Annotated in this window: 23 protein-coding genes; 7 read left to right on the top strand and 16 right to left on the bottom strand. The window is 62.0% G+C overall.

The genetic code is table 11. The annotated features are described in order from the left end of the window. The 4 genes from ilvD to ilvG all read right to left on the bottom strand — a co-directional run bounded on the left by ilvD (position 1) and on the right by ilvG (position 4,864). Positions 1-1,842 (bottom strand): dihydroxy-acid dehydratase, encoded by a 1,842-nt coding sequence (gene ilvD / locus BS300_RS15105; protein ID WP_071913716.1) that lies wholly within the window; start codon positions 1,840-1,842, stop codon positions 1-3. 143 nt (positions 1,843-1,985) lie between these two features. Next, positions 1,986-2,930, bottom strand: coding sequence for a branched-chain amino acid transaminase (locus BS300_RS15100; protein ID WP_071913714.1), 945 nt, complete (start codon positions 2,928-2,930; stop codon positions 1,986-1,988). Between the two features lie 12 nt (positions 2,931-2,942). Continuing rightward, positions 2,943-3,221, bottom strand: a complete 279-nt coding sequence (ilvM, locus tag BS300_RS15095; RefSeq protein WP_005342011.1) for an acetolactate synthase 2 small subunit — start codon at positions 3,219-3,221, stop codon at positions 2,943-2,945. Next, entirely contained in the window at positions 3,218-4,864 is a 1,647-nt protein-coding gene (gene ilvG / locus BS300_RS15090) for an acetolactate synthase 2 catalytic subunit (RefSeq protein ID WP_071913712.1), read from the bottom strand. Before ilvG ends, ilvM begins: the two co-directional genes overlap by 4 nt. 384 nt (positions 4,865-5,248) lie before the next feature. On the opposite strand from ilvG, the gene BS300_RS15085 reads away from it, so the two are divergent. The 3 genes from BS300_RS15085 to BS300_RS15075 all read left to right on the top strand — a co-directional run bounded on the left by BS300_RS15085 (position 5,249) and on the right by BS300_RS15075 (position 8,761). Beyond that, positions 5,249-6,763 (top strand): YifB family Mg chelatase-like AAA ATPase, encoded by a 1,515-nt coding sequence (locus tag BS300_RS15085; RefSeq protein ID WP_071913710.1) that lies wholly within the window; start codon positions 5,249-5,251, stop codon positions 6,761-6,763. Between the two features lie 126 nt (positions 6,764-6,889). Beyond that, positions 6,890-7,789, top strand: coding sequence for an acyltransferase (locus tag BS300_RS15080; protein WP_071913708.1), 900 nt, complete (start codon positions 6,890-6,892; stop codon positions 7,787-7,789). Between the two features lie 6 nt (positions 7,790-7,795). Further along, positions 7,796-8,761 (top strand): acyltransferase, encoded by a 966-nt coding sequence (locus tag BS300_RS15075; protein ID WP_071913706.1) that lies wholly within the window; start codon positions 7,796-7,798, stop codon positions 8,759-8,761. Here BS300_RS15075 and BS300_RS15070 read toward each other — a convergent pair. Both BS300_RS15070 and BS300_RS15065 read right to left on the bottom strand, forming a co-directional pair. Further along, entirely contained in the window at positions 8,686-9,189 is a 504-nt protein-coding gene (locus BS300_RS15070; RefSeq protein WP_071913704.1) for a DUF523 domain-containing protein, read from the bottom strand. The genes BS300_RS15075 and BS300_RS15070 overlap by 76 nt on opposite strands. Next, positions 9,186-9,836 (bottom strand): DNA mismatch repair protein MutT, encoded by a 651-nt coding sequence (locus BS300_RS15065; RefSeq protein ID WP_042031952.1) that lies wholly within the window; start codon positions 9,834-9,836, stop codon positions 9,186-9,188. Before BS300_RS15065 ends, BS300_RS15070 begins: the two co-directional genes overlap by 4 nt. Before the next feature lie 74 nt (positions 9,837-9,910). Between BS300_RS15065 and BS300_RS15060 the strand changes: the two genes are divergently transcribed. Continuing rightward, positions 9,911-10,546, top strand: coding sequence for a nicotinamidase (locus BS300_RS15060; protein WP_071913702.1), 636 nt, complete (start codon positions 9,911-9,913; stop codon positions 10,544-10,546). Between the two features lies 1 nt (position 10,547). Beyond that, entirely contained in the window at positions 10,548-11,726 is a 1,179-nt protein-coding gene (gene pncB, locus BS300_RS15055; protein WP_071913700.1) for a nicotinate phosphoribosyltransferase, read from the top strand. 72 nt (positions 11,727-11,798) lie between these two features. Here the strand turns inward: pncB and BS300_RS15050 are convergent, their stop codons facing one another. The 9 genes from BS300_RS15050 to rph form a co-directional block, all read right to left on the bottom strand. Continuing rightward, the gene (locus BS300_RS15050; protein ID WP_041209469.1) at positions 11,799-12,407 is read right to left on the bottom strand and encodes a thiol:disulfide interchange protein DsbA/DsbL; all 609 of its coding nucleotides are present in this window, start codon (positions 12,405-12,407) and stop codon (positions 11,799-11,801) included. A gap of 217 nt (positions 12,408-12,624) precedes the next feature. Continuing rightward, positions 12,625-13,614: a serine/threonine protein kinase gene (locus BS300_RS15045; protein ID WP_071913699.1), complete on the bottom strand. Its 990-nt coding sequence runs from the start codon at positions 13,612-13,614 to the stop codon at positions 12,625-12,627. A 74-nt stretch (positions 13,615-13,688) separates the two neighbouring features. Next, positions 13,689-15,140 (bottom strand): cytochrome c oxidase accessory protein CcoG, encoded by a 1,452-nt coding sequence (gene ccoG, locus BS300_RS15040; protein ID WP_042031955.1) that lies wholly within the window; start codon positions 15,138-15,140, stop codon positions 13,689-13,691. 155 nt (positions 15,141-15,295) lie between these two features. After that, positions 15,296-15,559, bottom strand: a complete 264-nt coding sequence (locus tag BS300_RS15035) for a YihD family protein (RefSeq protein ID WP_005339598.1) — start codon at positions 15,557-15,559, stop codon at positions 15,296-15,298. Between the two features lie 30 nt (positions 15,560-15,589). After that, positions 15,590-16,744 (bottom strand): diguanylate cyclase, encoded by a 1,155-nt coding sequence (locus BS300_RS15030; protein WP_041209466.1) that lies wholly within the window; start codon positions 16,742-16,744, stop codon positions 15,590-15,592. 83 nt (positions 16,745-16,827) lie between these two features. Further along, a complete protein-coding gene (gene cueR / locus BS300_RS15025) occupies positions 16,828-17,217 on the bottom strand; it encodes a Cu(I)-responsive transcriptional regulator (protein WP_041209465.1) in 390 nt (129 codons plus the stop codon). A 10-nt stretch (positions 17,218-17,227) separates the two neighbouring features. Further along, positions 17,228-19,660: a heavy metal translocating P-type ATPase gene (locus BS300_RS15020; RefSeq protein ID WP_071913697.1), complete on the bottom strand. Its 2,433-nt coding sequence runs from the start codon at positions 19,658-19,660 to the stop codon at positions 17,228-17,230. Positions 19,661-19,840: 180 nt separating this feature from the next. Then, positions 19,841-20,494, bottom strand: a complete 654-nt coding sequence (gene pyrE, locus BS300_RS15015) for an orotate phosphoribosyltransferase (protein WP_005356114.1) — start codon at positions 20,492-20,494, stop codon at positions 19,841-19,843. 75 nt (positions 20,495-20,569) lie between these two features. Next, the gene (rph, locus tag BS300_RS15010; protein WP_026080315.1) at positions 20,570-21,286 is read right to left on the bottom strand and encodes a ribonuclease PH; all 717 of its coding nucleotides are present in this window, start codon (positions 21,284-21,286) and stop codon (positions 20,570-20,572) included. A gap of 146 nt (positions 21,287-21,432) precedes the next feature. Between rph and BS300_RS15005 the strand changes: the two genes are divergently transcribed. Beyond that, positions 21,433-22,296 carry a YicC/YloC family endoribonuclease gene (locus tag BS300_RS15005; protein WP_071913695.1) on the top strand — a complete coding sequence of 288 codons (864 nt, stop codon included), beginning with the start codon at positions 21,433-21,435 and terminating at the stop codon, positions 22,294-22,296. A gap of 120 nt (positions 22,297-22,416) precedes the next feature. Here the strand turns inward: BS300_RS15005 and BS300_RS15000 are convergent, their stop codons facing one another. Then, entirely contained in the window at positions 22,417-23,322 is a 906-nt protein-coding gene (locus BS300_RS15000) for a LysR substrate-binding domain-containing protein (RefSeq protein WP_071913693.1), read from the bottom strand. A gap of 120 nt (positions 23,323-23,442) precedes the next feature. On the opposite strand from BS300_RS15000, the gene BS300_RS14995 reads away from it, so the two are divergent. Next, positions 23,443-24,570: an S-(hydroxymethyl)glutathione dehydrogenase/class III alcohol dehydrogenase gene (locus tag BS300_RS14995; protein ID WP_071913692.1), complete on the top strand. Its 1,128-nt coding sequence runs from the start codon at positions 23,443-23,445 to the stop codon at positions 24,568-24,570. Positions 24,571-24,604: the final 34 nt, after the last annotated feature.

Genomic DNA, 24,604 nt, shown 5'->3' with positions numbered 1-24,604 from the left:
TTATTCCCCCAGCATCGAGCGATCGCGCACCGCGCCCTTGTCGGCGCTGGTGGCGAACATGGCATAGGCGCGCAGGGCAAAGGAGACCTGACGCTGACGATCGAGCGGCTTCCAGCCCCGAGCCTCGACGGCGACACGGCGGGTAGCCAGCACGCTGTCGGCCACCTCCAGCACCATGCTGCGGGCCGGGATGTTGATGCTGATGATGTCGCCATCCTCCACCAGACCTATGGTGCCGCCAGAGGCTGCTTCCGGCGAGACGTGACCGATGGAGAGGCCCGAGGTACCGCCAGAGAAGCGGCCATCGGTGATCAGGGCGCACGCCTTGCCGAGGCCCATGGATTTGAGATAGGTGGTGGGGTAGAGCATCTCCTGCATGCCGGGGCCCCCTTTCGGCCCTTCGTAGCGGATCACCACTACTTCGCCTGCTTTCACGGTACCGTCGAGGATACCGTTTACCGCGCTCTCCTGGCTCTCGAATACACGGGCCGGGCCACGGAAGGTGAGGTTCTCCTCATCCACTCCGGCAGTCTTGACGATGGCGCCATTGACCGCGAGGTTGCCAGAGAGCACCGCTAGCCCCCCCTCCTGGCTGTAGGCGTTATCCAGCGAGCGGATGCACCCTTCGGCTCTGTCCAGATCCAGCTCCGGCCAGCGACAATCCTGACTGAACGCCTTGGTGGTGCGGATCCCAGCTGGGCCTGCGCGGTAGAAGTCCACCACCTCCTGACTGGGCTGGCGGCTGACATCATATTCATTGAGCTGTTCGACGAGGGAGCAACCCAGCACGGTACGGGCATCCCCATGCACCAGACCCGCTTTTTCCAGCTGGCCCAGAATGGCGACCACGCCACCGGCGCGGTGCACATCTTCCATATGGTATTTCTGGGTGGAGGGCGCCACCTTGCAGAGCTGCGGCACCTTGCGGGACATGCGGTCGATATCAGCCATGGTGAAGTCGACGCCCGCCTCCTGCGCCGCTGCCAGCAGGTGCAGCACGGTATTGGTGGAGCCACCCATGGCGATGTCGAGCGCCATGGCGTTCTCGAATGCCGCCTTGGTGGCGATGTTGCGCGGAAGTGCCGAAGCATCGTCCTGCTCATACCAGCGCCTGGCCAGAGTCACGATGCGCTGACCCGCCAGCTTGAACAGCTGCTCGCGGTCGCTGTGGGTCGCCAGCATGGAGCCGTTGCCCGGCTGGGAGAGGCCGAGCGCCTCGGTCAAACAGTTCATGGAGTTGGCGGTAAACATGCCGGAGCAGGAGCCGCAGGTGGGGCAGGCACTGCGCTCCACCTGTTCGCTCTGGGAGTCCGACACCTTGGGGTCGGCGCCCTGGATCATGGCATCTACCAGATCCAGCTTGATGATCTGGTCGGAGAGCTTGGTCTTGCCCGCCTCCATCGGGCCGCCGGAGACGAAGATCACCGGAATGTTGATGCGCAGGGCCGCCATCAGCATCCCCGGGGTGATCTTGTCGCAGTTGGAAATACAGACCATGGCGTCGGCGCAGTGGGCGTTGACCATATACTCCACCGAATCGGCAATCAGCTCCCGCGATGGCAGGGAGTAGAGCATGCCACCGTGGCCCATGGCGATGCCGTCATCCACGGCGATGGTGTTGAACTCCTTGGCGACGCCGCCCGCAGCTTCGATCTCGCGCGCCACCAGTTGCCCCAAGTCCTTGAGGTGGACGTGGCCCGGCACGAACTGGGTAAAGGAGTTGACCACGGCGATGATGGGCTTGCCGAAATCCTGATCGGTCATTCCGGTGGCACGCCACAGGGCGCGGGCCCCGGCCATGTTACGTCCGTGGGTGGTGGTGGCGGATCTCAACTTCGGCATGTCTCTACTCCCTGAATGCCCATATGGGCTCGATGCGTTATGCGGTAATGATACGAGTGGATCGGAATCGATCCTGGTGAAGACTCCTATGGGAAGCACTCACCGGAAGCGACTCGGGGAGGCACAGCGCCTCCCCTCTCTCATCAGTCATTGACGGGCGTCAGCCAGCCCCACTTGTCCTCGGTCTTGCCATTGAAAAGGCCGAAGAAGGCGTTCTGCAGCTGCTCGGTCACCGGGCCACGGCTGCCAGCGCCTACCTTCATCCGATCGACGGAGCGCACCGGGGTCACCTCGGCGGCGGTACCGGTCATGAAGATCTCGTCTGCGACGTACAGCGCCTCGCGGGGCAGCGCCTGCTCGCGCACCTCATAACCGAGATCGCGGGCCAGCGTCATGATGGTGTCACGGGTGATGCCGGGCAGGATGGCGGCAGTAGCGGGCGGGGTGAACAGCACGCCATTCTTCACCAGGAACAGGTTCTCACCCGCCCCTTCGCTCAGATAGCCGTTCACGTCCAACGCCAGCCCCTCGGCGAAGCCGTTGCGCTTGGCCTCGCGGCTGATCAGCTGGGAGGACAAATAGTTGCCGCCCGCCTTGGCGCCGGTGGGAATGGTGTTGGGAGCGAGCCGGTTCCATGAGGTGACGCACACATCCACCCCGTTTTTCAGCCCCTCCTCCCCCAGATAAGCGCCCCACGGCAGAGCCGCGACCATCAGATCTGCCTTGGCATCCAGCGGCGGATGCAGCCCCAGCCCCACGTTGCCGACAAAGGCCAGCGGGCGCAGGTAGCCGCTCTTCAGGCCGTTCTCGCGCACCACGGTGCGGCAGGCTTCATTCACTTCGGACTCGCTGTAGGGGACATCCATCCAGTAGATCCTGGCGGAGTCGAACAGGCGGCGGGTATGCTCCTGCAGACGGAAGATGCAGGTGCCCTTGGGGGTATCGTAGGCGCGTACCCCCTCGAACACCGAGGAGCCATAGTGCAGGGCGTGGCTCATCACGTGTATCTGGGCATCCTGCCAGGGCACCAGTTTGCCGTTGAACCAGATGTATTGGGGGTGAGTGGCGGATTGGGAAGGCTGTGACATTGGCTTGGCTCCTTAAGCTCTGATCCGGGGTTGCTGTTCCAGTGCATCGACCCGGGAAACGTCCACCAGCTTCACCAGCTGGCTCCACAACTGCTGGATGGGACGCACCGACTCGACAGTAACCGTGATCCGCAGCTGTTGGCAATCCTGCTCCATGTTGAGGGCGCAGAGATTGAAGCCGCGGTGACGCACCACCCGCAGCACCCGCTCCATCACTTCCGGTCTGGGCTGGGCATGGATATGCAGGGTGTGTTGTGCAAATGCTGGCTGGGCAAGGGTGTGCGGGTTCATGGGCGTTGCTCCATCATCTGGTGGTTGGCGACTCCCGGCGGAACCAGGGGCCAGACGTTTTCTTCCTCTGAAATGGCCACATGCAGCAGGTAGGCACTCTCGCTTGCCAGCAGGCGATCGAGGGCTCCGGCTATCTGCTCCTTGCATGTGATGGTCTCACCCGGAATGCCGAAAGCGGCAGCCAGGGCGACGAAATCGGGGTTGTCGGAGAGGATGGTCTCGCTGTAGCGGCCGTCGAAGAACAGCTCCTGCCACTGGCGCACCATGCCGAGGCGCTGGTTATCCAGCAGCACCATCTTCACCTTGAGCTGAGCGCGGCGGATGGTGCCGAGCTCCTGCACGTTCATCATGAAAGAGCCGTCACCGCTTACCAGCACCACTTCATCCTCTGGGCGCGACATCCTGGCGCCGATGGCGGCGGGCAGACCGAACCCCATGGTGCCGAGACCGGCGCTGGAGAGGTGGTTGCGCGGGCTGGTGAAGCGCATGTGCTGGGCCACCCACATCTGGTGCTGACCCACGTCGCAGGCGACCACGCTGCTCTCCGGCAACTTGGCAGATAGCTGTTTGAGCAGAGCCGGGGCATAGATGGCCTGACCCGGGTGGTCGTAGCGAAATGCGTATTCGCGGGCCATGGCGGCGCAGTGTTCACGCCAGGGGGCGATGTCGAGAGTCATGGCGAGGCGCGGCAGCACCTGTTTGAGATCCGCGGTGATCCCCACCTCGGCGGCACGGCGCTTGCCGAACTCGGCGGCATCCACATCGAGATGGATCACCTTCGCCTCGGGGGCAAACTCCTCCAGCTTGCCGGTCACCCGATCATCGAAACGGGCGCCCACCACCAGCAGCAGATCGCACTGCTGCACCGCATAGTTGGCCGCCTTGGTGCCGTGCATGCCGAGCATGCCCAGATAAACGGTACTGTCGGGGTCGAGCGCGCCAATCCCCTTGAGGGTGGTGACCGCAGGCATGCCGGTGACGGCAGCAAAGTCACGCAACTGCTGCTCGGCATTGGCCATGCCCACTCCGCCACCGACGTAGAGCACCGGACGCTCGGCGGCAGCCAGCAGGGTGCGGGCTGCGGTCAGCTCCGAGGGGGTGAGCGCTTCCGGCTCTTCCACCGCAAACAGCGGGCTCTGGGGCGGCACGGCAGCCAGCTGCACATCCTTGGGGAGGTCGATCAGCACAGGCCCGGGGCGACCTTCAGTGGCGATGGCGAAAGCTTCTGCCAACACCCGCCCCAGATCGGCGGCATCAGTCACCATAAAGGAGTGCTTGGTGCAGGAGAGGGACATGCCGAGCACGTCGACCTCCTGAAATGCATCGGTGCCGATGGCGGAACAGGGCACCTGACCGCTGATGGCCACCAGCGGCACCGAATCGAGCAGCGCCTCCGCCAAACCGGTCACCAGATTGGTGGCGCCGGGGCCGGAGGTGGCGATGCAGACCCCCACCTGACCGGAGGCGCGGGCATAACCGACCGCAGCCATGGCGGCGCCCTGCTCGTGGCGACAGAGCTGATGGGCCAAACCACCGTCATACAGGGCATCGTAGACCGGCATGATGGCCCCGCCCGGGTAACCAAACACCTGGGTCACACCCTGTTTCTTGAGAGCCTGTACCAAAAACTGCGCGCCGTTCATGTGGAAAATCCTGTCCTTTGGTCGAAAAAAAACCCCCGGGCTGTGAGGCTCGGGGGTCGCTTGTTTCGTTCTGTCCGGTGGTGGGTCTATCCCTTGTTCCGTGCAGCTAAACGAGCCCCGAGCGGTGAGATAATAATCACCACTAGGACCACAATAATGCTGACGAAACGGGAGGCCATGTTCATAGTTACAACCGGAAATCCTGTGAAATTGGGGCGGTTTCTACCGCGAATGGCTATTAGAACTAGCACGGTGATTTTTATTGGGCAAGCCTTTTTTCTGTGACAACCCACTGATTTTGGCTATTCCTCAGCCGGAACTATGGAATAAAAAACCAACAATAAGCAGTTAGTCAGAACATATATCAACTCAAGGACGGGATTTATGTCATTAGCTGTGGTTTATAGCCGTGCCAGCCTCGGGATCGCGGCCCCGCAAGTTACAGTGGAAGTCCACCTCTCCAACGGCCTGCCCGCCTTCAACATGGTCGGCCTGCCGGAAACCTCGGTGAAAGAGTCGCGGGATCGGGTGCGCAGTGCCCTGCTCAACGGCAACTTCGAGTTCCCGAGCAAACACATCACGGTCAATCTGGCCCCCGCCGATCTGCCCAAGGAGGGGGGCCGTTTCGATCTGGCCATCGCCATCGGCATTCTCGCAGCTTCAAAACAAATACCTGCAAAATACCTGCTTGATCACGAATTTTTAGGCGAGTTGGCCCTGACCGGCGAGATCCGCCCCGTGCTCGGTGTGCTGCCCGCCGTGCTCGCCTGCCGGGATGCGGGGCGTACCCTGCTGGTACCGCGGGAGAACGGCCCCGAAGCCTCGCTGATCCAGGATGCCGAGGTGCGCACCGCTCACCAACTGTTGGCCGTCACCGCCTGGTTGGCCGGCCAGTACGAACTGCCGCTGCCGGATCAACAAAGCGCGGAGAGCCTGCCCGATGTACCGGATCTGCAGGATGTGATCGGCCAGTCACAGGCCAAGCGGGCGCTGGAGATCGCCGCCGCCGGCAGCCACAACCTGCTGTTCATCGGCCCGCCCGGAACCGGCAAGAGCATGCTGGCGAGCCGTCTGCCCGGCATTCTGCCGCCGCTGAGCGAGCAGGAGGCGCAGCAGACCGCCGCCATCCACTCCATCGGGGGCCTCACTCCGCGCGCCGGCCACTGGCACCACAGACCGTACCGCACACCCCACCACAGCGCCTCGGCGGTGGCGCTGGTGGGCGGCGGCAGCCACCCGCGGCCCGGCGAAATTTCGTTGGCCCACAACGGAGTGCTTTTTCTCGACGAGCTACCCGAATTCGAGCGCAAGGTGCTCGACTCCCTGCGCGAGCCACTGGAGACGGGCCACATCACCATCAGCCGGGCCGCCCGTCAGGTGGATTTCCCCGCTCGCTTCCAGCTGGTCGGCGCCATGAACCCCAGCCCCTGCGGCCACTATGGTGACGGCCAGACCCGCTCCAGCCCGGATCAGATCCTGCGCTACCTCGGCAAACTCTCCGGCCCCTTTCTCGACCGTTTCGACCTGACGGTGGAAGTGCCGCTGCTGCCCAAGGGGAGCCTGACCGGCAAGGCGGAGCGGGGGGAGTCGAGCCAGCAGATCCGTGATCGGGTGCTGGCGGCACGGGAGCGGATGCTGAGCCGCAACGGTAAGCTCAACAACCTGCTGGATAGTCGCGAAATAGAGGATATTTGCCGACTATCACCGCAAGATGCCGAATTTTTGGAAAGTGCTATCCAGAAGCTGGGGCTCAGCATCAGGGCCTGGCACCGCATCCTGCGGGTGTCGCGTACCATCGCCGATCTGGTCGGGCAACCCGCTATCGGCAAGGAGCATCTTATCGAGGCGCTCGGCTACCGGGCCATGGATCGGCTGCTATCGCGACTGCGCAGCAGCTGACAGAAGGGAAAGGGTGAGTCCAACCCCGTAACGGCTCTGAATGGTCTCACGGGCCATCGGCTGATATTATGGCCACAGATCTGACCACTTGATGGCCCTTTATCGACAGCAAGACGGACCCGACTCATGCCCAACAAGCTGATAGAGCGACTGCGCGGCAGCCTCTCCACCCTGCTCTATTTTTTCAACACCCTCTTCTGGTTTGTTCCCATCTTCTCGCTGGGTCTGCTCAAACTTCTGCTCCCCATCAAGGGGTGGCGTACCCTCTGCAACTGGCTGCTGGATGGTTGTGCCAGCTGCTGGATCGGTTTCAACAATCTGATCCAGAAAACCATCATCAGAACCCCTTTCGATGTGGTCGGAGTGGACAAAGGGCGCCGGAATGAGTGGTATATGGTGATTGCCAACCATCAATCCTGGGTCGACATACTGGTACTGCAGCGGGTTTTTAACCAAAAAATTCCCTTCCTGAAGTTTTTCCTCAAGAAAGAGCTGATTTGGGTACCTTTTCTCGGTCTGGCATGGTGGGCGCTCGACTTCCCCTTCATGCGGCGATATTCCAGGAAATTTCTGGAAAAGCATCCCCATCTGAAGGGAAAAGACATAGAGACAACCCGTAAAGCCTGTGCCCGGTTCCGCCACATTCCAGTGAGTGTGATGAACTTCGTCGAAGGTACCCGCTTCACCAAGGGCAAACATCAGAAGCAGGGTTCGCCCTATCGTCACCTGCTCCATCCGCGCGCAGGCGGCATCGCCTTTACTCTGGCCGCCATGGGTGACCAGTTGCATCAACTGGTGGATGTCACCATCGCCTATCCGGACGGCATTCCCAGCTACTGGGATTTCATGTGTGGCCGGGTCGGGCAAATCAAGGTTCAGATCCGCTATTTGCCGATCGACCGCAAACTGGTGGGGGATTACTTCAATGACCCCGAGTTCCAACAAGAGTTTCAGCAGTGGCTGAACGGGATCTGGCACGAAAAAGACCAGACCCTGAACCAGCTGCTGGCAACCAAGGCGCAGTAAATACTCATGTTATCCATGCTTCCCGGCCCGCTGGTGCTGATCATCAGCGCCGGCCTGACCATTCTCTTTACCGCCTTGTGCGCCAGCCTGATCCTGCTGGTTTCGCTGGCAAAACTGCTGCTGCCGGTGCCAGCCTTTGGCCGCGCCTGCAGCCGCCTCAACAACCGCTTCATGCGCCTGTGGCTGGCCTGCAACGCGCTGGTGATCCGCCTCACCACCCGCATCGACTGGCAGGTGGAGGACAGCACCCGGCTGCGCAAGGATGGCTGGTATCTCATCATCAGCAACCACATGAGCTGGACCGACATCGTGGTGCTCGGCCACCTGTTCCGGGATCGGCTGCCGATGCCCAAGTTCTTCATGAAGCACGAGCTCATCTACATCCCGCTGTTGGGGCTGGCCTGCTGGGGGCTCGACATGCCCTTTATGCGCCGCTATTCGCGAGAATTTCTGTTAAGAAATCCGCACCTGCGCGGCAAGGATATCGAGACCACCCGCAATGCCTGCGAGAAGTTTCGCCACATCCCCACCACCGTCATCAACTTCGTGGAAGGGACCCGCTTCACCGAGCAGAAACGGGATGCTGCCCGCTCCCGCTATCGCCACCTGATGCCGCCCAAAGCGGCAGGACTGGCCTTTACGCTGGCAGCCATGGGGGAGCAGTTCGACAGCCTGATCAACGTCACCATCCGCTATCCGGACAACGCCGAGACCCCGTTCAAGGACTTCCTGATGGGACGGGTACAACGCATTCAGGTACGGATCGAAGAGCTGCCGGTGGATGAGGCGCTGGTTGGCGACTACTTCAATGACAAGCAGTTCAAGCGCGGTTTTCAGGAGTGGCTAAACCAGCGCTGGCAGGAGAAGGACGAGGTGCTGGAGGGGTGGCAGAGCGGTCAGGAGCCGCTGCCGGTGGCCGCCAAATCCGGGGATGCATCCAAAGAGAGCGCAGAAGCCAACTCAGCCAATTGATCCTCCGAGAACACTGCAATACCGTGGCGGCGCAGCAGGGCGGTGGTCTTGCCCTCGCCCGCCACAGAAACCCCTTTGAAGCGGCCGTTATAGATACGGCCGCTGCCACATGAGGGGCTCCCCTCTTTCAGCAAGGCGAAGCGAATACCCTGCGCCTGACAGATTTTAAGCGCCAGCTCGGCGCCGCGGTCAAACTCTTCAGTCACATCCAGCCCGCTCGCCGTCACTACCCGATCTCCCTGCCGTTCGGCAGGAGGACGCGGGGTCGGCAGACCACCCGCCACTTCGGGGCAAAACGCCAGAGCCCGCCCCTCGGCACCCAGCTCACTCAGCCAGTCGCTGACGATCCCCTTGCTTTGACCGTCGTAGCGCACAGGCTGGCCCAGCAAACACGCGCTGACCAGCACACGAACAGGGGATGCGCTCATGCTTCCGCTCCATGCATCACCTGATCGAACATCACGCAGCAGGGGCTTTCCAACCGGTAGAGAATGGCGGGGCGCTGCTTGCCGGTACGCTTGCGGCCGGTGTCCACCAGGATGTCAGCGCGGTGGATCCGCTTGCGAAAGGCGGCCGTATTCATGGGTGTTTGCAGGATGATCTCGAAGGCACGCTGCACCTCGGAGAGGGTGAACTCGGTACCCAGCAGTTGCAGCGGCAGAGTGCTGTAGCGGCTCTTGATGCGCAGCCGCTCCAGCCCCTTGGCGATGAGCTGGAGATGGTCGAAGGCGAGGCTCATGCCCGGCAGGGTCGAAACCGGATGCCAGCAACCGTGGCGGGTCTCCACTTCAGGCGCCACCAGACAGAGGTAAACCAGGGTGGTGGACCAGCCACGGGGATCCCGCTCCAGATTGCCGAGGGTGCAGACCTGCTCGCTGTAGCAGTCACCCAGCCCCCACTCCGCCAGCAGGCGGCGCTGGGCGGCGTCCAGATCCCGGTCCAGCGTCTCGTCGATGCGCAGGGCAGGCAGTTGCCAGCAGTTGGCAAAAGGGGGGCGATCGCGGGTCTCGAGCAGCAGTTCGAGCCGCTCCTCATGCAACCGCAGCACCACCATATCCAGACTCATTCTCAGCATCCCGATCGCCCTGCTCGCCTTCCATTAATGTTTGGTAGATAATATCACACGAATAGTATGTGCAGGAGCCAATCATGGGAACCGTCGCCAGTCTGGATATTGATGCGCAGAAGGGCTTTACCCCTCTCTGCCCGAACGAACTGCCCGTCGCGGGCGGGGATGATATTGTGGCGGCCCTCAACGCTCAGGCCACCCTCGCCAGCCTGCGTATCGGCAGCAAGGATGCCCACCCCGCCAATGCAGTCTGGGTGGCCAGCGAGCCTGCTACCATGCTGCAACCGCTTGATTTTCCTAACGCCGATCTCACCTGGCCGGTACACTGCGTCCCCGGCAGCAAGGGATTCGAGCTGCTCGACGGCCTGCCCGCCCCTATCGATTACGACTTCTTCATCTGGAAGGGAGTCGAGACTGACCTGCATCCCTATGGCACCTGTTTCCACGATCTGGCCGAGCGCCGCAGTACCGGCCTCATCGAATTCCTGCAAGCCCGTGGTGTCACCACTGTGCTGGTCGGCGGCCTCGCCACCGACTACTGCGTCAAGACCAGCGTGCTGCAACTGCGCCGCGCCGGTTTCCGGGTGATCGTCCACCTCGATGCCTGCCGTGGCATTGCGCCCGAGACGATTGCCAGCGCCCACACCCAGATGATCGAGGCTGGCGCCGAACTGGCCCAGACCCTGACCGATGTTCAACGCCTGCTGGACGCCTGATATGCCCCCTATCCTAACCAGCCTGCTCGACACCGACGCCTACAAGCTGCACATGCAGCAAGCGGTGTTTCATCGCTATCCGGATGCCGAGGTGGTGGCTGAATTCCACAGCCGCAACGAAGAGGACCTGCTGCCCATGATGGGGCAGATCGAGGAGCAACTGCGCCTCGCCGGCTCCCTGCGGCTGACCAAATCCGAGCACCACTTTCTGGCCGAGCGCCCCTTCTTCACCCCTGACTACCTCGACCATCTGCGCCGCAAGCCGCTCGACGCCTCCCTGCTGAAGGTGTTCGAACAGGATGGCCGCATCAATGTGCGGGTCGAGGGGCCGTGGCAGGATGTGATCCTGTGGGAGATCCCGGTGCTCGCCATCATCAGCGAGATGCGCAACCGCTTCCGCTATCCCCAGTTTGGCGTCAGCCACGCGCTGGAGCGGCTCGATCAGAAGATCGACAAGCTGGAGCGGGAGCTGAGTCGTGACGAGATGAGCGAGTTCAACCTCATCGACTTCGGCACCCGCCGCCGCTTCTCACACGCGGTACAGGATGCCGTGGTGGGTCGCCTCAAGGAGCGGCTGCCGGCGTTTCGCGGCACCAGCAACTACATGTTGGCCCAGAAGTACCAGCTGCCAGCCGTCGGCACCCAGGCCCACGAGTGGTTCCAGGCTCACCAGCAGCTCGGCTTCCCGCTCGAACACAGCCAGCGCGCCGCCCTCACCAGCTGGCTGGACGAGTTCACCGACCATCTCGGCATCGCCCTGACCGACTGCATCACCATGGATGCCTTCCTGCGCGACTTCGACTTCGAGCTGGCCAGCCGCTATCAGGGCTTGCGCCACGACTCCGGCGATCCCGTGGTATGGGGCGAGAAGGCGATCAGCCACTATCAGCGCCTCGGTATCGACCCTGCCGAGAAGACCCTGGTCTTCTCCGACGGCCTCAATCTCGACAAGGCGGTCGAGCTGTTCCGCCACTTCCGCGGCCGCATCAACACCAGCTTCGGCATCGGCACCAAGCTCACCTGCGACCTGCCCGGCGTCAGCCCGATGAACATCGTGTTCAAGCTGATCGAGTGCAATGGCGGCCCGGTTGCCAAGATCTCCGACAGCCCGGGCAAGACCCTCTGTCGGGATGCGGAGTTTATCCGCAACCTCAAGCAAGCGTTCCACGTCGGGGTCTGACCTGCCAGATTGCCAGAAAACAAAAAGCCCGCCGGCTTGCACCGGCGGGCTTTTTTATCAGCTCAAGAGTGGTCAGTCTTTCTTGGCCAGCAGGAATTTCACCAGCTGGTTGAACTGCTCCTGAGAGGAGATGGATTCAATCTTGATCATGTACTTGCCGTTCACCAGGAAGGCCGGTACGCCACGGATGTTGTAGCTCTCCATGTTGCGATCGAACTGGGAGACCATGCCGGACACGGCGAAGCTGTCGACGGCGCCGTCAAACTCTTCGGCCGGAACACCGTTAGCGACGAAGAGCTGCTTCACGTCATCGCGGCTCATCGGCGGCTGACGCTGAACATGGATCTTGTTGAAGATGGCCGGGGTCAGCTTGGCTTCGGCGTTGAGCAGGCTGGCAACAGCGTAGGCACGCTGCATCTCCGGGCCCATTTCACGACCGAGGAAACCGACCGGGTTCTTCTTCAGGGTGACGCCCTTGGGCAGCTCGGCTTTCATCTGCTCGACGATCGGTTCAAAGGTGGCGCAGTGCGGGCAGTAGTAGGAGAAGAACTCCATCACTTCCGGCTGGGCGGTACCAGTCTGTTTCACCACATCGTAATTGACGCCTTCCTTGAACTCGGGGGCGGCGTGAACCATGGGGATCATCAGCATGGCAGCAAGGAAAAATAGGATTTTTTTCATGATGTTTCCTGTTAAGGGATCACTGTGAGGCACGCCCGGCGAACCGAAGCAGTGCCAAGCCTATTGCGTCACCTCTGCCCAGTCAATGGCCAGAACAGGAGATTGAGTCCCTCTTGCCGCTCATTTCCTCCCCTCGCTGCCCACCGGTGATCAGGAGCGGCGACAGCCCGCGCATAACCCCTGCTGACTCATCCCTCAGCTACTCCGGCCAGCTGGCTCACCAGCCGGGCGTCAGAGTGAGTGGCGGAGCCTTGAGCGCCTCCAGCTGGTCGTGCAGGGTCGCTATCTGCTGGCGCCAGTAGTGATCGGTATTGAACCAGGGGAAGTGACGGGGGAAGGCCGGGTCTTCCCAGCGCCGTGCCAGCCAGGCCATGTAGTGGACGATGCGCATCGCCCGCAGCGGCTCGATGAGCGCCAGCTCGCGCGAATCGAACTCCATGAACTCCTCGTAGCCTGCCAACAGGGTGTCGAGCTGGATCAGCTGCTCGTTGCGCTCGCCATTCAGCATCATCCAGAGATCCTGAACGGCAGGGCCGGTGCGGCAATCATCGAGATCGACGAACATGGGGCCATCGCGCCAGAGGATGTTGCCGGGGTGGCAGTCGCCATGCAGGGAGATCTGCGCCACATCGAGGGTCATGGCGTCGCTGACATGCTTGATCAGCTCGTCCAGCACCCCGAAGAACTGCTTGGCCAGCCCGCTTGGCAACCACTCGCCAGACGCCAGCAGCTGACGCGGCTCATGCAGCATGCTATCCACGTCGAGGCGAACCCGGTGGTGGAACGGCTTGCTGGCCCCGAGCTGATGGATGCGGCCAAGATAGCGCCCTACCCACTCCAGCTGGTCGAGGTTGTCCACCTCGAACTGGCGTCCCCCGACGCTCTGCCAGATGGCAAACGGGTAGCCCTCATGCTCCAGCAGGGTCTCGCCGGCAAAGGCGAGCGGCGCGGCGACCGGGATCTCCGCCTCACAGAGGCGGGCGGCAAACTCGTGCTCTTCGAGGATCTGGGCCCGGCTCCAGCGGCCGGGTCGGTAGAACTTCACCACATAGCGGCGACGATCCTCATCCTGAAACTGGTAGACCCGGTTTTCGTAGCTGTTGAGCTCGATAAGACCGGAGTCGAGCCGCAGACCGCTGAGATCCAGCGCATCCATGATGAGGTCGGGAGTGAGATCGGAATAGTTGAAACGCATGTCATCCACCATAAGAAAGGGGCGCCGTTGCGCCCCATTCTATCACTACTGCCCGCCATTGCCGTGCATGGCGGTAGGCCAGACCGTTACAACCGGCCGATAAACTTGCTGCCCTGACGCAGGTTGCCCTTGCTGTCGTCGGGGGCGGCCCCTTCCCGCTTGAGCACGAACTGGATATCCAGCGTCGGCCGCTTCAGGTTGTAGGGATCCACCGCCAGACTGACCGGCAGGGTGTAGATCTCGCCCGCCTTCAGAGTCACTTCACGGGGGCCGAACCACTGATACTCGGGCAGCCCCTCCACATCCAGCTGGTAAGTCTGGGGTTGCAGGGTCTTGTTGAGGATCTTGAGGGTATAGGTGTTCTCGATAAGCCCGTCGTTGTTCTCGCGGAACAGCTGGTTGCGATCCCGCAGGATATCGAGCCCCATCGGCATGATGGACATGGCGTTGTAGGCAAACACCCCCAACATGGTGGCCATCACCAGGCCATAACCAATCAGCTTGGGCCGCGCCACATGGGTAGAGTCGTTGGCCAGCTTGTGCTCGGTGGTGTAGCTGATGAGCCCCTTCGGATACCCCATCCGCTCCATGGTCTGGTCACAGGCGTCGACGCAGGCGCCGCAGTTGATGCACTCGTACTGCAGACCGTCACGGATATCGATACCGGTCGGGCAGACCTGCACGCAGAGGTCGCAGTCGATGCAATCACCCAGCCCCAACGCCTTGTAATCGGCTTTGCGGGAGCGGGCACCGCGGGTCTCGCCCCGCTTGGGGTCATAGCCGACGATGAAGGTGTCCTTGTCGAACATGGCGGACTGGAAGCGGGCATAGGGGCACATGTGGATACACATGATGGCGCGCATCCAGCCGGCGTTGCCGTAGGTGATGATGGTGAAGAAACTCACCCAGAACAGCACCCAACCGCTCGCCTTGAGGGTCAGCACATCCGGCACCAACCGGGTCACATCCTGGAAGTAGGCGACAAAGGTCAGGCCGGTGACCAGCGAGATGAGCAGCCAGGCCAGATGCTTGGCCCCCTTGCGAGCCAGCTTCTCGCCGCTCCAGGGTGCTTCGTCCAGCTTGCGCCGCTTGTTGGCCGGCCCCTCCAGCTTCTCTTCGAACCAGATGAACATGAAGGTCCAGACCGTCTGCGGGCAGAGATAGCCACACCAGACCCGACCGAGGAAGGTGGTAATAAAGAAGAGACCGAAGGCGGCGATCATGAAGAGCCAGGCGAGCAGGGTCAGATCCTGCGGCCAGATGGTGGCACCAAAGACGTGGAACTGCTGATGGCCGAGGTCGAACAGCACCGCCTGTCGCCCCTCGTAGCGCAGCCAGGGCAGCAGCACGAAGAGGGCAACGAAGAACCAGCCCATCCCTTTGCGCACCCGCTGCCAGTAACCGGTCTGGGCCCGGACGTAGATACGGTTGCCGGGGTTGAATCTGTCATCGCTGGCTTTGAACGTATTGGGGTTGAAAGTCCCGGTTACGCTCTTGTCGGTGACATCCTTGATATCGATTTTCTCGTGATCGGCCATTGCAAGACATCGCTCCCTTATTTGTTATGGAGCGGATTATATCTTAAACAACCTGCTAATTGTGTGGATTAGATGTATCTAATATTGGGGTTGGATCGCAAATTTCGGCAACAAAAAAGCACATCACCTTGCGGTGATGTGCTTCTATTCAAGATTCACTTGATTCCGCGCGCCTTGAGCAGTGCCTCTTTGAAATCGGGCACGTGATCCTTGGCCAGACCCGGGATCATCGCCTGCTTGTCGGATTCCCGCATCTTGAGGTGATAGATCAGCATGTCGTCGGTCAGCTCGGACAGGGGACCTTCAAAACCCGCTTCTTGGGCCAGTTTGGCAACAAACTGCACCAGGCTGAGATCCTGTTCCTTGATCCAGGCAGGCTGCAACAACTCCAGCAGCTCTTCGATACGATGACATTGCATAGACAACCTCTTTAATCTGTCTGTATTAACTCAGGCAACCTTACCCATCAAGGCTACTTCGATTCGATCCCGCCCATTATGCTTGGCCTGATAGAGGGCCGCATCCGCTTTTTGGATCAAATCGGCGATTTTCATGCTGTTGTCCGGTATCAGAGTGGCAACACCAAAGCTACATGTGACCCGACCGGAGACCAGTGATTTCTGGTGCGGAATAGCCAGCTCCTTGAGGGATTGCCGCACATTGTCCGCCACCTGCAGCGCCCCCTGCATGCCGGTGCAGGGCAGCAGCAACGCAAACTCCTCGCCACCGTAACGGGCAGCCAGATCGTCCTCGCGCCGCTCCACCTCGGCCAGCAACCCCGCCACCTGTTGCAGGCAGTCATCCCCCAGCTGGTGACCATAGAGATCGTTGAACTGCTTGAAGTAATCCACATCCACCAGCACCAGCGACAGCGGTGCCCGGGCCCGGTGGCAGCGGCGCCAGGCACGCTCCAGACAGTCGTCGAGATGGGCACGGTTGGCAATACCGGTCAGGCCGTCGAGACGGGAGGTGAGGCGCAGATGTTCGGAAACCGCTTTCAGCTCTGCCACCAGTTCGGCGTTGGAGAAGCGGTGGTGAAGCGAGGCGATCTGATCCCGCCGCAGACGGCGCAGCAGGGTCGGTAAAAAGACGAAGAGGTAGCCCGCCAGCATGCAGGAGACGATCCGCTCCTGCTCGTTGCCCGCCCCCAGCTCGAACAGCATGGCGCACCCGAGCGGCAACACGGCACCGTAGAGCGAGCGGCGACTGCCAAACAGCATGATGGCGCTGCCGGTGAGGATCAGGCTGGTGAGCATCATCATGGCCGCGCGATAGGTGTCGGGCAGCTTGTCCATGTAGAGCAGCACACCCAGTGCCCAGCTGATGGAGGTGATGGTCACCCCGATAAAGAGCTCCCGCTCCAGCAGGGGCAGCGGCGTCTGGTGCAATCTGGGCTGGCGCCAGCGCAGATGCCAGCCGCGGCACAGCAGCAACAACAACACCCCGACCAGCCACCCGAGCGCTTCACTGGCGGGCAGGTAGTCGTGAAAAAGCAGACTCCAGCCAAACGCCAGCAAGCCCAGACAGGGCAGACTGAACGAAGCATGGGTGTAGAGCTGGACCATGATGGCCTGCCTGACCTGGCGTGTCACACTCTGGGTCAACTGAGTACTCCTGTACAAGAGCCAAGCAGTCTACCACTACCCCTCATTGAGCAACAATAAAGCGTTTTTTATTAAGCAGTTACTCAACCGCGCTCCAGCTCGTCGAGGATCGGGCACTCGGGGTTTTCATCCCCGTGACAGCAGCAGACCAGCCCCTCCAACGAACTGAGCATGGCCTGCAGCCCGGCGATGCGAGCGCGCAGATCGACGATCTTCTCCTGCGCCAGCTTCTTCACCTGGGCGCTGGTTCTGTGCTCGTCCCGATAGAGCGCCAGCAGCTCCTGACACTCCTCCAGATTGAAGCCGGTCTCCCGCGCCCGCTTGACGAAACGCAGCTCGCGCAGGGCCGATTCGGTGTAGCTGCGGTAACCGTTGTCGCTGCGCACCGGTGCCGAGATGAGGCCGATGCTCTCGTAGTAACGGATGGTTTTGGCGGTCAGTCCCGTGGCCTTGGCTACCTTGCTGATGTTCATGGATGACTCCTTAACGGTTCGATTCAGTGCTGACATTGTGGCTGACCTGGGCTATTGCCCGCGGCTGCCAGCGTTTCAGTAACAGGGAATTGCTCAAAACTGTGATGCTGCTCAGGGCCATGGCCGCCCCCGCCAGCTCGGGGCTGAGATAACCCAGTGCCGCCAGCGGAATGCCGATGATGTTGAACACGAAGGCCCAGAACAGATTCTGCTGGATAGTGCGCCAGGTCGCCGCCGAGATGTCGATGGCATCGGCCACCAGCCGCGGGTCGGATCGCATCAGGGTGATGGAAGCGGTCTCCATCGCCACATCGGAGCCGGAGCCCATGGCAATGCCGACATCCGCCGCCGCCAGCGCCGGGGCGTCGTTCACCCCGTCCCCCACCATGGCCACCAGCCCGCGGGTGTGCGCCCGCAGCGCCGCGACCTTCTCCACCTTGCCGGCTGGCAGTACAGAGTCGAAGGCCCCGTCCAGCCCCAGCTTGGCGGCGATATGGGCCACCGGCGCCGGTGCATCGCCGCTCACCAGCCAGCTGGCGATGCCGCGCTGGCGCAGGGTGGCGATGGCTTCAGGACTCTCGGGACGCAGGGTATCGGCCAAGGCAGCTATGCCAGCCACCGCACCATCGATGGCCACCCAGACCCGAGTCGCGCCGTCGGCGACTTGTTCATCCTGTTGCGGCTGCTCAATACCGAGCTGGGCCAGCAGGGAGCCATTGCCGATGGCGACCCTGTGGTCCGCCACCTGACCGATAATACCGGCACCGACCCGCACCTCCACCGCCTCCGGCTGGGGTAGTACCACCTCCTTGCCGACCGCCTCGCGCATGGCCAGCGCCAGCGGGTGTTCGCTCGCCAGCTGCAGAGCGGCGGCGAGGCGCAGCTGCTCATCGTTGCCGTTCCAGCTGGCCAGCACGGGCTTGCCTTGGGTCAAAGTGCCTGTCTTGTCGAAGATAAGCGCCTTGATGGCGTGGGCCTTCTGCAGGGTATCGACATCCTTGATCAGAATGCCGTGACGCGCCGCGACGCCGGTGCCAGTGACAATGGCCGCCGGTGTGGCCAGCCCCAGCGCACAGGGGCAGGCGATCACCAGCACCGCCACCGCTGCCAGCAGCGCCTGACCGAAGTCATTGCTGATGGCGTACCACACCAGCAGGGTGAACAGGGCGATGGCCATCACCACCGGTACGAACACGGCAGAGACCTTGTCCACCAGCTGTTGCAGCGGGGCCTTGCCCATCTGGGCACTCTCCACCAGTGCGATGATCTTGCTGAGGCTGGAATCCTCCCCCACGGTAGTGGCTTCAATTTCCAGCACGCCGGAGCGGTTGATGGCACCGCCCAGCACCTTGTCGCCCTCGCCGCGCGGCACCGGCAGGCTCTCGCCGGTGAGGATCGACTCATCCAGCTCGCTGGCGCCGCTCACGATTTTGCCGTCCACCGGCACCCGCTCACCCACCAGCACCCGCAGCCGATCGCCGCGCAGCACCTCGTCAATGGCAACGCTCTGCCAACTCTCGCCACGCCAGACGGTGGCGGTTTCCGGCCGCAGCGCCATCAGTTCGCGAATGGCGGACTGGGTGCTGCGTCTGGCCCGAGCTTCCAACAACTTGCCGAGGGAGATCAGGGTAATGATGATGGCGCTCGCCTCGAAATAGAGCTTGCCGCTGGCAGCCATCCCCAGCGTCAACAACAGATAGAGGCTGTAGAAGTAGGCGGCGCTGGTGCCGGTGGCCACCAGCACATCCATATTGGCTGCGCGGTTCTTGATGGCGAGCCAGGCGCCGCGATAGAAGCGGGCACCGATCCAGAACTGCACCGGGGTGGCAAGCAGCAGCTCGAGCCAGGCGGGCAGATGCCAAGGGAACAACCCAGCCATGGCCAGCATCCCCACCAGTAGCGGCAGGGTCAGCAAAGCCGAGACGATGACCCGAGTTTGTGCCTGACGGGCAGTGGCGGCCTCCTGCGCTTCCCGCTCCAGCAACTGCTGGCGGCGGCCGCTGGCCGAACCCTGTGCCAGCTGGGCGCCGAAGCCGAGCGCTTCGATCTGCTCGCGCAAAGCGGCGGGCGTCTGCATCCCGGGGACCAGCACAATCCGGGCCTGTTCGATGGAGAAATTGACCTCGGCCGAGATAACGCCGGGCAGCGCGGCCAGCATCTTGTTCAGTCGAGCTGAACAACCTGCACAAGTCATGCCGGTAATTTGAAACAAAAAGGTCTCGCTACCGTAGTCGTAACCCTGACTCTTGATGCTGTCGAGTACCACAGACAGACGGTCGGGGCTGGCCAGCTCGATGGCCGCCTGCTCCAGCGCGAAGTTGACGGTGGCCGATACCCCGTCGAGTTTGTTGAGGCTGGTCGCGATGCGGCCTGCGCAGTTGGCGCAGCTCATGCCGCTGAGCGGCAACTGCAGATGAATGGGTAATTGAAGATGAGTGGTCATGTTGTTCCTCCCCGGAACCCGTCGGCACCACAAAACGCCGACTGGCAAACCCTAACCTTTACTGTAAGGGTAAGCTCAAGCCACATGATCCACTTTTTTGCAGATGAAAAAAACGGCGCCCGTTTGCTGCCAGAGAGCAAACGGGCGCCGCATTCAGCTATTGCGCGGTGTGAGCGGAACTCAGATACCGTACTGGGCGCGATAAGCCTTCATGGCCGCCAGTTGTGCTGCCAGCTCCGGCTGCTCGGCCTGCTTCTCTTCAAGATAGGCGATGAGATCGCTCATCTGGATGATGGCGATGATGTGGGCGCCGTAGTCACGCTCCACCTCCTGAATGGCGGAGAGCTCGCCCTTGCCCTTCTCCTGACGGTCCAGCGCGATCAGCACGCCCGCAAGCGAGGCGCCGTTGGCCTGGATCAGATCCATGGATTCACGGATGGCTGTGCCGGCAGTGATAACGTCGTCCACCAGCATGATGCGACCCTTGAGCGGGCTGCCCACCAGATTGCCGCCCTCGCCGTGATCCTTGGCCTCCTTGCGGTTGAAGCACCAGGGCACATCCACATCGTGCTGCTCCACCAGCTGCACGGCGGTGGCGGAGGCGATGGGGATCCCCTTGTAGGCCGGGCCAAACAGCACATCGAACTCGATGCCGGCATCCATCAGGGCGGCGGCATAGAAGCGGCCGAGACGGGCCAGATCGCGGCCGCTGTTGAACAGACCGGCGTTGAAGAAGTAGGGGCTTTTACGACCGGATTTCAGGGTAAATTCACCGAATTTGAGGACCTGTTTCTCCAGGGCGAACTCGATAAATTGACGCTGGTAGGCTTTCATTCTGGCTCCTTGCTTGGCTTATCGTTGTCTTGTGTGGGGGTATAAAAAAACGCGGTCAATGCCGCGTTTTTAAAATCAGGAGAGCGACTGCTTCTGCAGCGCAATGATGTCGGCGATGCCGCCCTTGGCGAGCGCCAGCATCTCCAGCAGCTCCTCATGGGTGAAGGGCTCGGCCTCCGCGGTGCCCTGCACCTCGATGATGCGACCATCTTCGGTCATCACCACGTTCATGTCGGTCTCGGCGGCGGAGTCTTCGATGTACTCCAGATCGCAGATGGCTTCGCCCTGATACATGCCGACGGAAACGGCAGCGATCATCTGCTTGAGCGGACTCTGCTTGATCATCCCCTTCTCGACCATCCAGTTCAGCGCATCCACCAGCGCCACGCAGGCACCGGTAATGGAGGCAGTGCGGGTGCCGCCATCGGCTTGCAGCACATCGCAGTCAACTGTGATGGAGTGTTCGCCCAGCGCAGTCAGGTCTACCGCCGCGCGCAGGGAGCGGGCGATCAGACGGGAGATCTCCAGGGTGCGGCCACTCTGCTTGCCGGAGGCCGCTTCGCGGTTCATCCGGGAGTGGGTGGAGCGCGGCAGCATGCCGTATTCGGCGGTGACCCAGCCCTGATTCTTCCCTTTCAGGAAGCGCGGCACGCTGGTGTCGACGCTGGCGGTGCAGAGCACGCGGGTGTTGCCGAATTCCACCAGCACGGACCCTTCAGCATGCTTGGTGAAGTGGCGGGTAATGGTGACCGGACGAAGCTGCGCGGCAGTGCGATCGCTTGGACGTGACATGGGACGGACCTCTGGGCTGGCTGAATTGGCGCAGGAGTATAAGCCATCGCGGCCCAAATATCAGCCGCTAAAACCAACACTTCGGCTGACGCACCGGCCCCCGCTGGGTATAATCCCGCCACACTTCATCAAGCCCGGAACAATCAATGATTCACAGCATGACCGCCTACGCCCGCAAGGAACTCAAGGGCGACTGGGGCACAGCCGTTTGGGAAATTCGTTCGGTCAACCAGCGTTATCTGGAGACCTACATTCGCCTGCCGGAGCAACTGCGCAGCCTGGAGCCGGTTCTGCGTGAGCGTTTCCGCGCCAAACTGCAGCGCGGCAAGGTGGAGTGCAACCTGCGCTTCGAGGTCGCTCAGGCCGCAGCCAGCCAGCTCCATATCAATGAAGAGCTGGCCAAGCTGATCATCGACAGCGCCGGCTGGGTAATGAAAGAGGCGGGTCAGGGCCAGCTCAATCCGGTCGATGTACTGCGCTGGCCGGGCGTCATGGCTGCCGCCGAGCAGGACATGGACGCGGTCGCCACCGAGCTGCTCGGTGGGTTTGACCAGACCATGGAAGATTTTCTCGCCTCCCGCGCCAGCGAAGGGGCCAACCTCAAGGCGCTGATCGAACAGCGTCTGGCCGGCATTCAGGTGGAAGTGAAGAAGGTGCGCGTCCACCTGCCGCAGATCATCGAGTGGCAGCGCCAGAAGCTCACCGACCGTCTGGCCGAAGCCAAGGTGGAGCTGGATCCGGCCCGTATCGAGCAGGAGATCGTGCTGCTGGCCCAGAAGATCGACGTGGCCGAAGAGCTGGATCGTCTGGAGATGCACATCAGCGAGACCAACAAGATCATGAAGAAGGGTGGCGCCTGTGGCCGTCGCCTCGACTTCATGATGCAGGAGTTCAACCGCGAGTCGAACACGCTTGGCTCCAAGTCCATCAACGCCGAAGTGACCCAGTCCGCCGTCGAGCTGAAAGTCCTCATCGAGCAGATGCGCGAGCAGATCCAGAACATCGAGTGATGGGTCGCTGACTATCCGGTTGTTGCCTGCGAAAGAGCCCTTGATTCCTCAAGGGCTCTTTTATTTTCAGGCCATCGCACCGGTCGCACGCCGCCAGTGAGTCAACTGGCGAGGAGCACCCTAGCCTATCGGCATCACCAGCGCCGGTTGCTGCGGGTCGCTCAGCCGCTCGGCCAGATAGTCCACCAGCAGCCGCACCTTGGGGGAGAGGTGGCGGTTATGGGGATAGAGGGCCCAGATCCCCTCCGCCGGGGCCCGCAGTTCGGGCAGCAGCTCGATCAATTCGCCTCTGGCCAGATGGTCGCTCACGTAGTAGTCCGGCAGCTGGATGATGCCGATCCCCTTGAGCGCCGCATCCAGCAGGGCGTGGCCGCTGTTGCACTGCAGCAGGCCGCGCACCCGCACGCTGTGGGGGCGGCCATCCAGAGTGAAGTGCCACTCGTCGCTGTTGCCCACCAGACAGGTGTGGCGGGTCAGCTCGGAGAGGCTGTTGGGTATACCGTGGCGGGCGGTGTAGGCCGGTGAGGCACACACATAAGGCACCCGCTGCGCCAGCTTGCGCGCCACCAGCGTCGAATCCTTGAGGTGGCCGAGCCGCAGCGCCAGATCGTAGCCTTCGTGCACCAGATCCAGCAGCTGGTTGGTGAGGTTGAGGGTCACCTCCAGCTGGGGGAAGCGCACCATGAAGTCGTTCACCAGCGGGGCGATGCGGCTCTCGCCGTAGGAGACGGGGGCCGTGATGCGCAGCGACCCTTGCGGCACTGCCTGATGGCGCCCCACCGCCAGCTCAGCCTCGTAGAGGTTGTCCAGCAGCTGACGGCAGTGGCGATAGTAGATCTCGCCAAGCTCGGTGAGCCGCACCTGACGGGTGGTGCGCAGCAGCAGCTTGGCCTGCAGCCGATCTTCCAGCTGGGCCACCTGCCGGCTCACTTGCGCCACCGACACCCCCAGCTTGCGCGCTGCCGGAGTAAAGCCCCCCTGCTCCGCCACGCTGACAAATTCACAGATCCCTTCCCAGCCGAACATTATTACCTGTGTGTAAAAGTGATTTGAGATTTGCCCTCATTATCACCAAATCGGCGGGAAACTACACTGAATGCCCGAACTCATCTCTGTTCACCCTGCTCAACAAGAAGGATGTCATTCATGGCACAGGTTCAAAGCATCAAGTGTAAAGCCGCCATCGCCTGGGGCCCGGGTCAGCCCCTCTCCATCGAAGAAGTAGAAGTCATGCCGCCGCAAGCGGGCGAGGTGCGGGTGCGCATCGTCGCCACCGGCGTCTGCCACACCGATGCCTTCACCCTCTCCGGTGAGGATCCGGAAGGGGTCTTCCCCTGCATTCTCGGCCACGAGGGGGGCGGCATCGTCGAATCGGTCGGCGAAGGGGTCACCAGCGTCAAGGTGGGCGATCACGTGATCCCGCTCTACACCCCCGAGTGCGGCGAGTGCAAGTTCTGCAAATCCGGCAAGACCAACCTCTGCCAGAAGATCCGTGCCACTCAGGGCAAGGGGCTGATGCCGGACGGCACCACCCGCTTCTCCAAGGATGGCCAGCCCATCTATCACTACATGGGCACCTCCACCTTTAGCGAATACACGGTACTGCCGGAGATCTCCATCGCCAAGGTGGACCCGGCCGCCCCGCTGGAAGAGGTCTGCCTGCTCGGTTGCGGCGTTACCACCGGCATCGGCGCAGTGATGAACACCGCCAAGGTGAAAGAGGGTGAGAGCGTCGCCATTTTCGGGCTCGGTGGCATCGGCCTCTCGGCGGTGATCGGTGCCCGTCTGGCCAAGGCCGGTCGCATCATCGCCATCGACATCAACGAGAGCAAATTCGAACTGGCCCGCAAGCTGGGCGCCACCGACTGCCTCAACCCGAACGATTACGACAAACCGATTCAGGAGGTGATCGTCGAGCTGACCGATGGCGGCGTCGACTTCTCGTTCGAGTGCATCGGCAACGTCAAGGTGATGCGTGCGGCACTGGAGTGCTGCCACAAGGGTTGGGGCGAGTCGGTCATTATCGGCGTCGCCGGAGCGGGTCAGGAGATCAGCACCCGTCCGTTCCAGCTGGTGACCGGTCGGGTCTGGCGCGGCAGCGCCTTCGGCGGGGTACGCGGTCGCAGCGAACTGCCGAGCTATGTGCAGCGCTACATGCAGGGTGAGTTCCGCCTCGATGACTTCATCACCCACACCATGCCGCTTGAGCAGATCAACGAGGCGTTCGATCTGATGCACCAAGGCAAGAGCATCCGCACCGTCATCCACTACTGAGCATGATCGCCCCGCCCGCCATTGTGGGCGGGGT

This window comes from Aeromonas sp. SCS5 (assembly GCF_001887375.1).
In the GTDB taxonomy this organism is placed as follows: Bacteria; Pseudomonadota; Gammaproteobacteria; order Enterobacterales; family Aeromonadaceae; genus Aeromonas; species Aeromonas jandaei.
Note: the sequence above shows the minus strand (reverse complement) of the source record. Positions and strands in the feature narration are given on the sequence as shown.

Coding starts and splice junctions, on each gene's coding strand:
- BS300_RS14995 (WP_071913692.1), top strand. CDS start 23,443: ATGGCACAGGTTCAAAGCATCAAGTGTAAAGCCGCCATCGCCTGGGGC.
- BS300_RS15060 (WP_071913702.1), top strand. CDS start 9,911: ATGGGAACCGTCGCCAGTCTGGATATTGATGCGCAGAAGGGCTTTACC.
- BS300_RS15020 (WP_071913697.1), bottom strand. CDS start 19,660: ATGACCACTCATCTTCAATTACCCATTCATCTGCAGTTGCCGCTCAGC.
- BS300_RS15100 (WP_071913714.1), bottom strand. CDS start 2,930: ATGTCACAGCCTTCCCAATCCGCCACTCACCCCCAATACATCTGGTTC.
- BS300_RS15085 (WP_071913710.1), top strand. CDS start 5,249: ATGTCATTAGCTGTGGTTTATAGCCGTGCCAGCCTCGGGATCGCGGCC.
- BS300_RS15000 (WP_071913693.1), bottom strand. CDS start 23,322: ATGTTCGGCTGGGAAGGGATCTGTGAATTTGTCAGCGTGGCGGAGCAG.
- ilvM (WP_005342011.1), bottom strand. CDS start 3,221: ATGAACCCGCACACCCTTGCCCAGCCAGCATTTGCACAACACACCCTG.
- BS300_RS15065 (WP_042031952.1), bottom strand. CDS start 9,836: ATGCTGAGAATGAGTCTGGATATGGTGGTGCTGCGGTTGCATGAGGAG.
- ilvD (WP_071913716.1), bottom strand. CDS start 1,842: ATGCCGAAGTTGAGATCCGCCACCACCACCCACGGACGTAACATGGCC.
- BS300_RS15080 (WP_071913708.1), top strand. CDS start 6,890: ATGCCCAACAAGCTGATAGAGCGACTGCGCGGCAGCCTCTCCACCCTG.
- rph (WP_026080315.1), bottom strand. CDS start 21,286: ATGTCACGTCCAAGCGATCGCACTGCCGCGCAGCTTCGTCCGGTCACC.
- pncB (WP_071913700.1), top strand. CDS start 10,548: ATGCCCCCTATCCTAACCAGCCTGCTCGACACCGACGCCTACAAGCTG.
- cueR (WP_041209465.1), bottom strand. CDS start 17,217: ATGAACATCAGCAAGGTAGCCAAGGCCACGGGACTGACCGCCAAAACC.
- BS300_RS15045 (WP_071913699.1), bottom strand. CDS start 13,614: ATGGTGGATGACATGCGTTTCAACTATTCCGATCTCACTCCCGACCTC.
- pyrE (WP_005356114.1), bottom strand. CDS start 20,494: ATGAAAGCCTACCAGCGTCAATTTATCGAGTTCGCCCTGGAGAAACAG.
- BS300_RS15075 (WP_071913706.1), top strand. CDS start 7,796: ATGTTATCCATGCTTCCCGGCCCGCTGGTGCTGATCATCAGCGCCGGC.
- BS300_RS15050 (WP_041209469.1), bottom strand. CDS start 12,407: ATGAAAAAAATCCTATTTTTCCTTGCTGCCATGCTGATGATCCCCATG.
- ilvG (WP_071913712.1), bottom strand. CDS start 4,864: ATGAACGGCGCGCAGTTTTTGGTACAGGCTCTCAAGAAACAGGGTGTG.
- BS300_RS15070 (WP_071913704.1), bottom strand. CDS start 9,189: ATGAGCGCATCCCCTGTTCGTGTGCTGGTCAGCGCGTGTTTGCTGGGC.
- BS300_RS15005 (WP_071913695.1), top strand. CDS start 21,433: ATGATTCACAGCATGACCGCCTACGCCCGCAAGGAACTCAAGGGCGAC.
- BS300_RS15035 (WP_005339598.1), bottom strand. CDS start 15,559: ATGCAATGTCATCGTATCGAAGAGCTGCTGGAGTTGTTGCAGCCTGCC.
- ccoG (WP_042031955.1), bottom strand. CDS start 15,140: ATGGCCGATCACGAGAAAATCGATATCAAGGATGTCACCGACAAGAGC.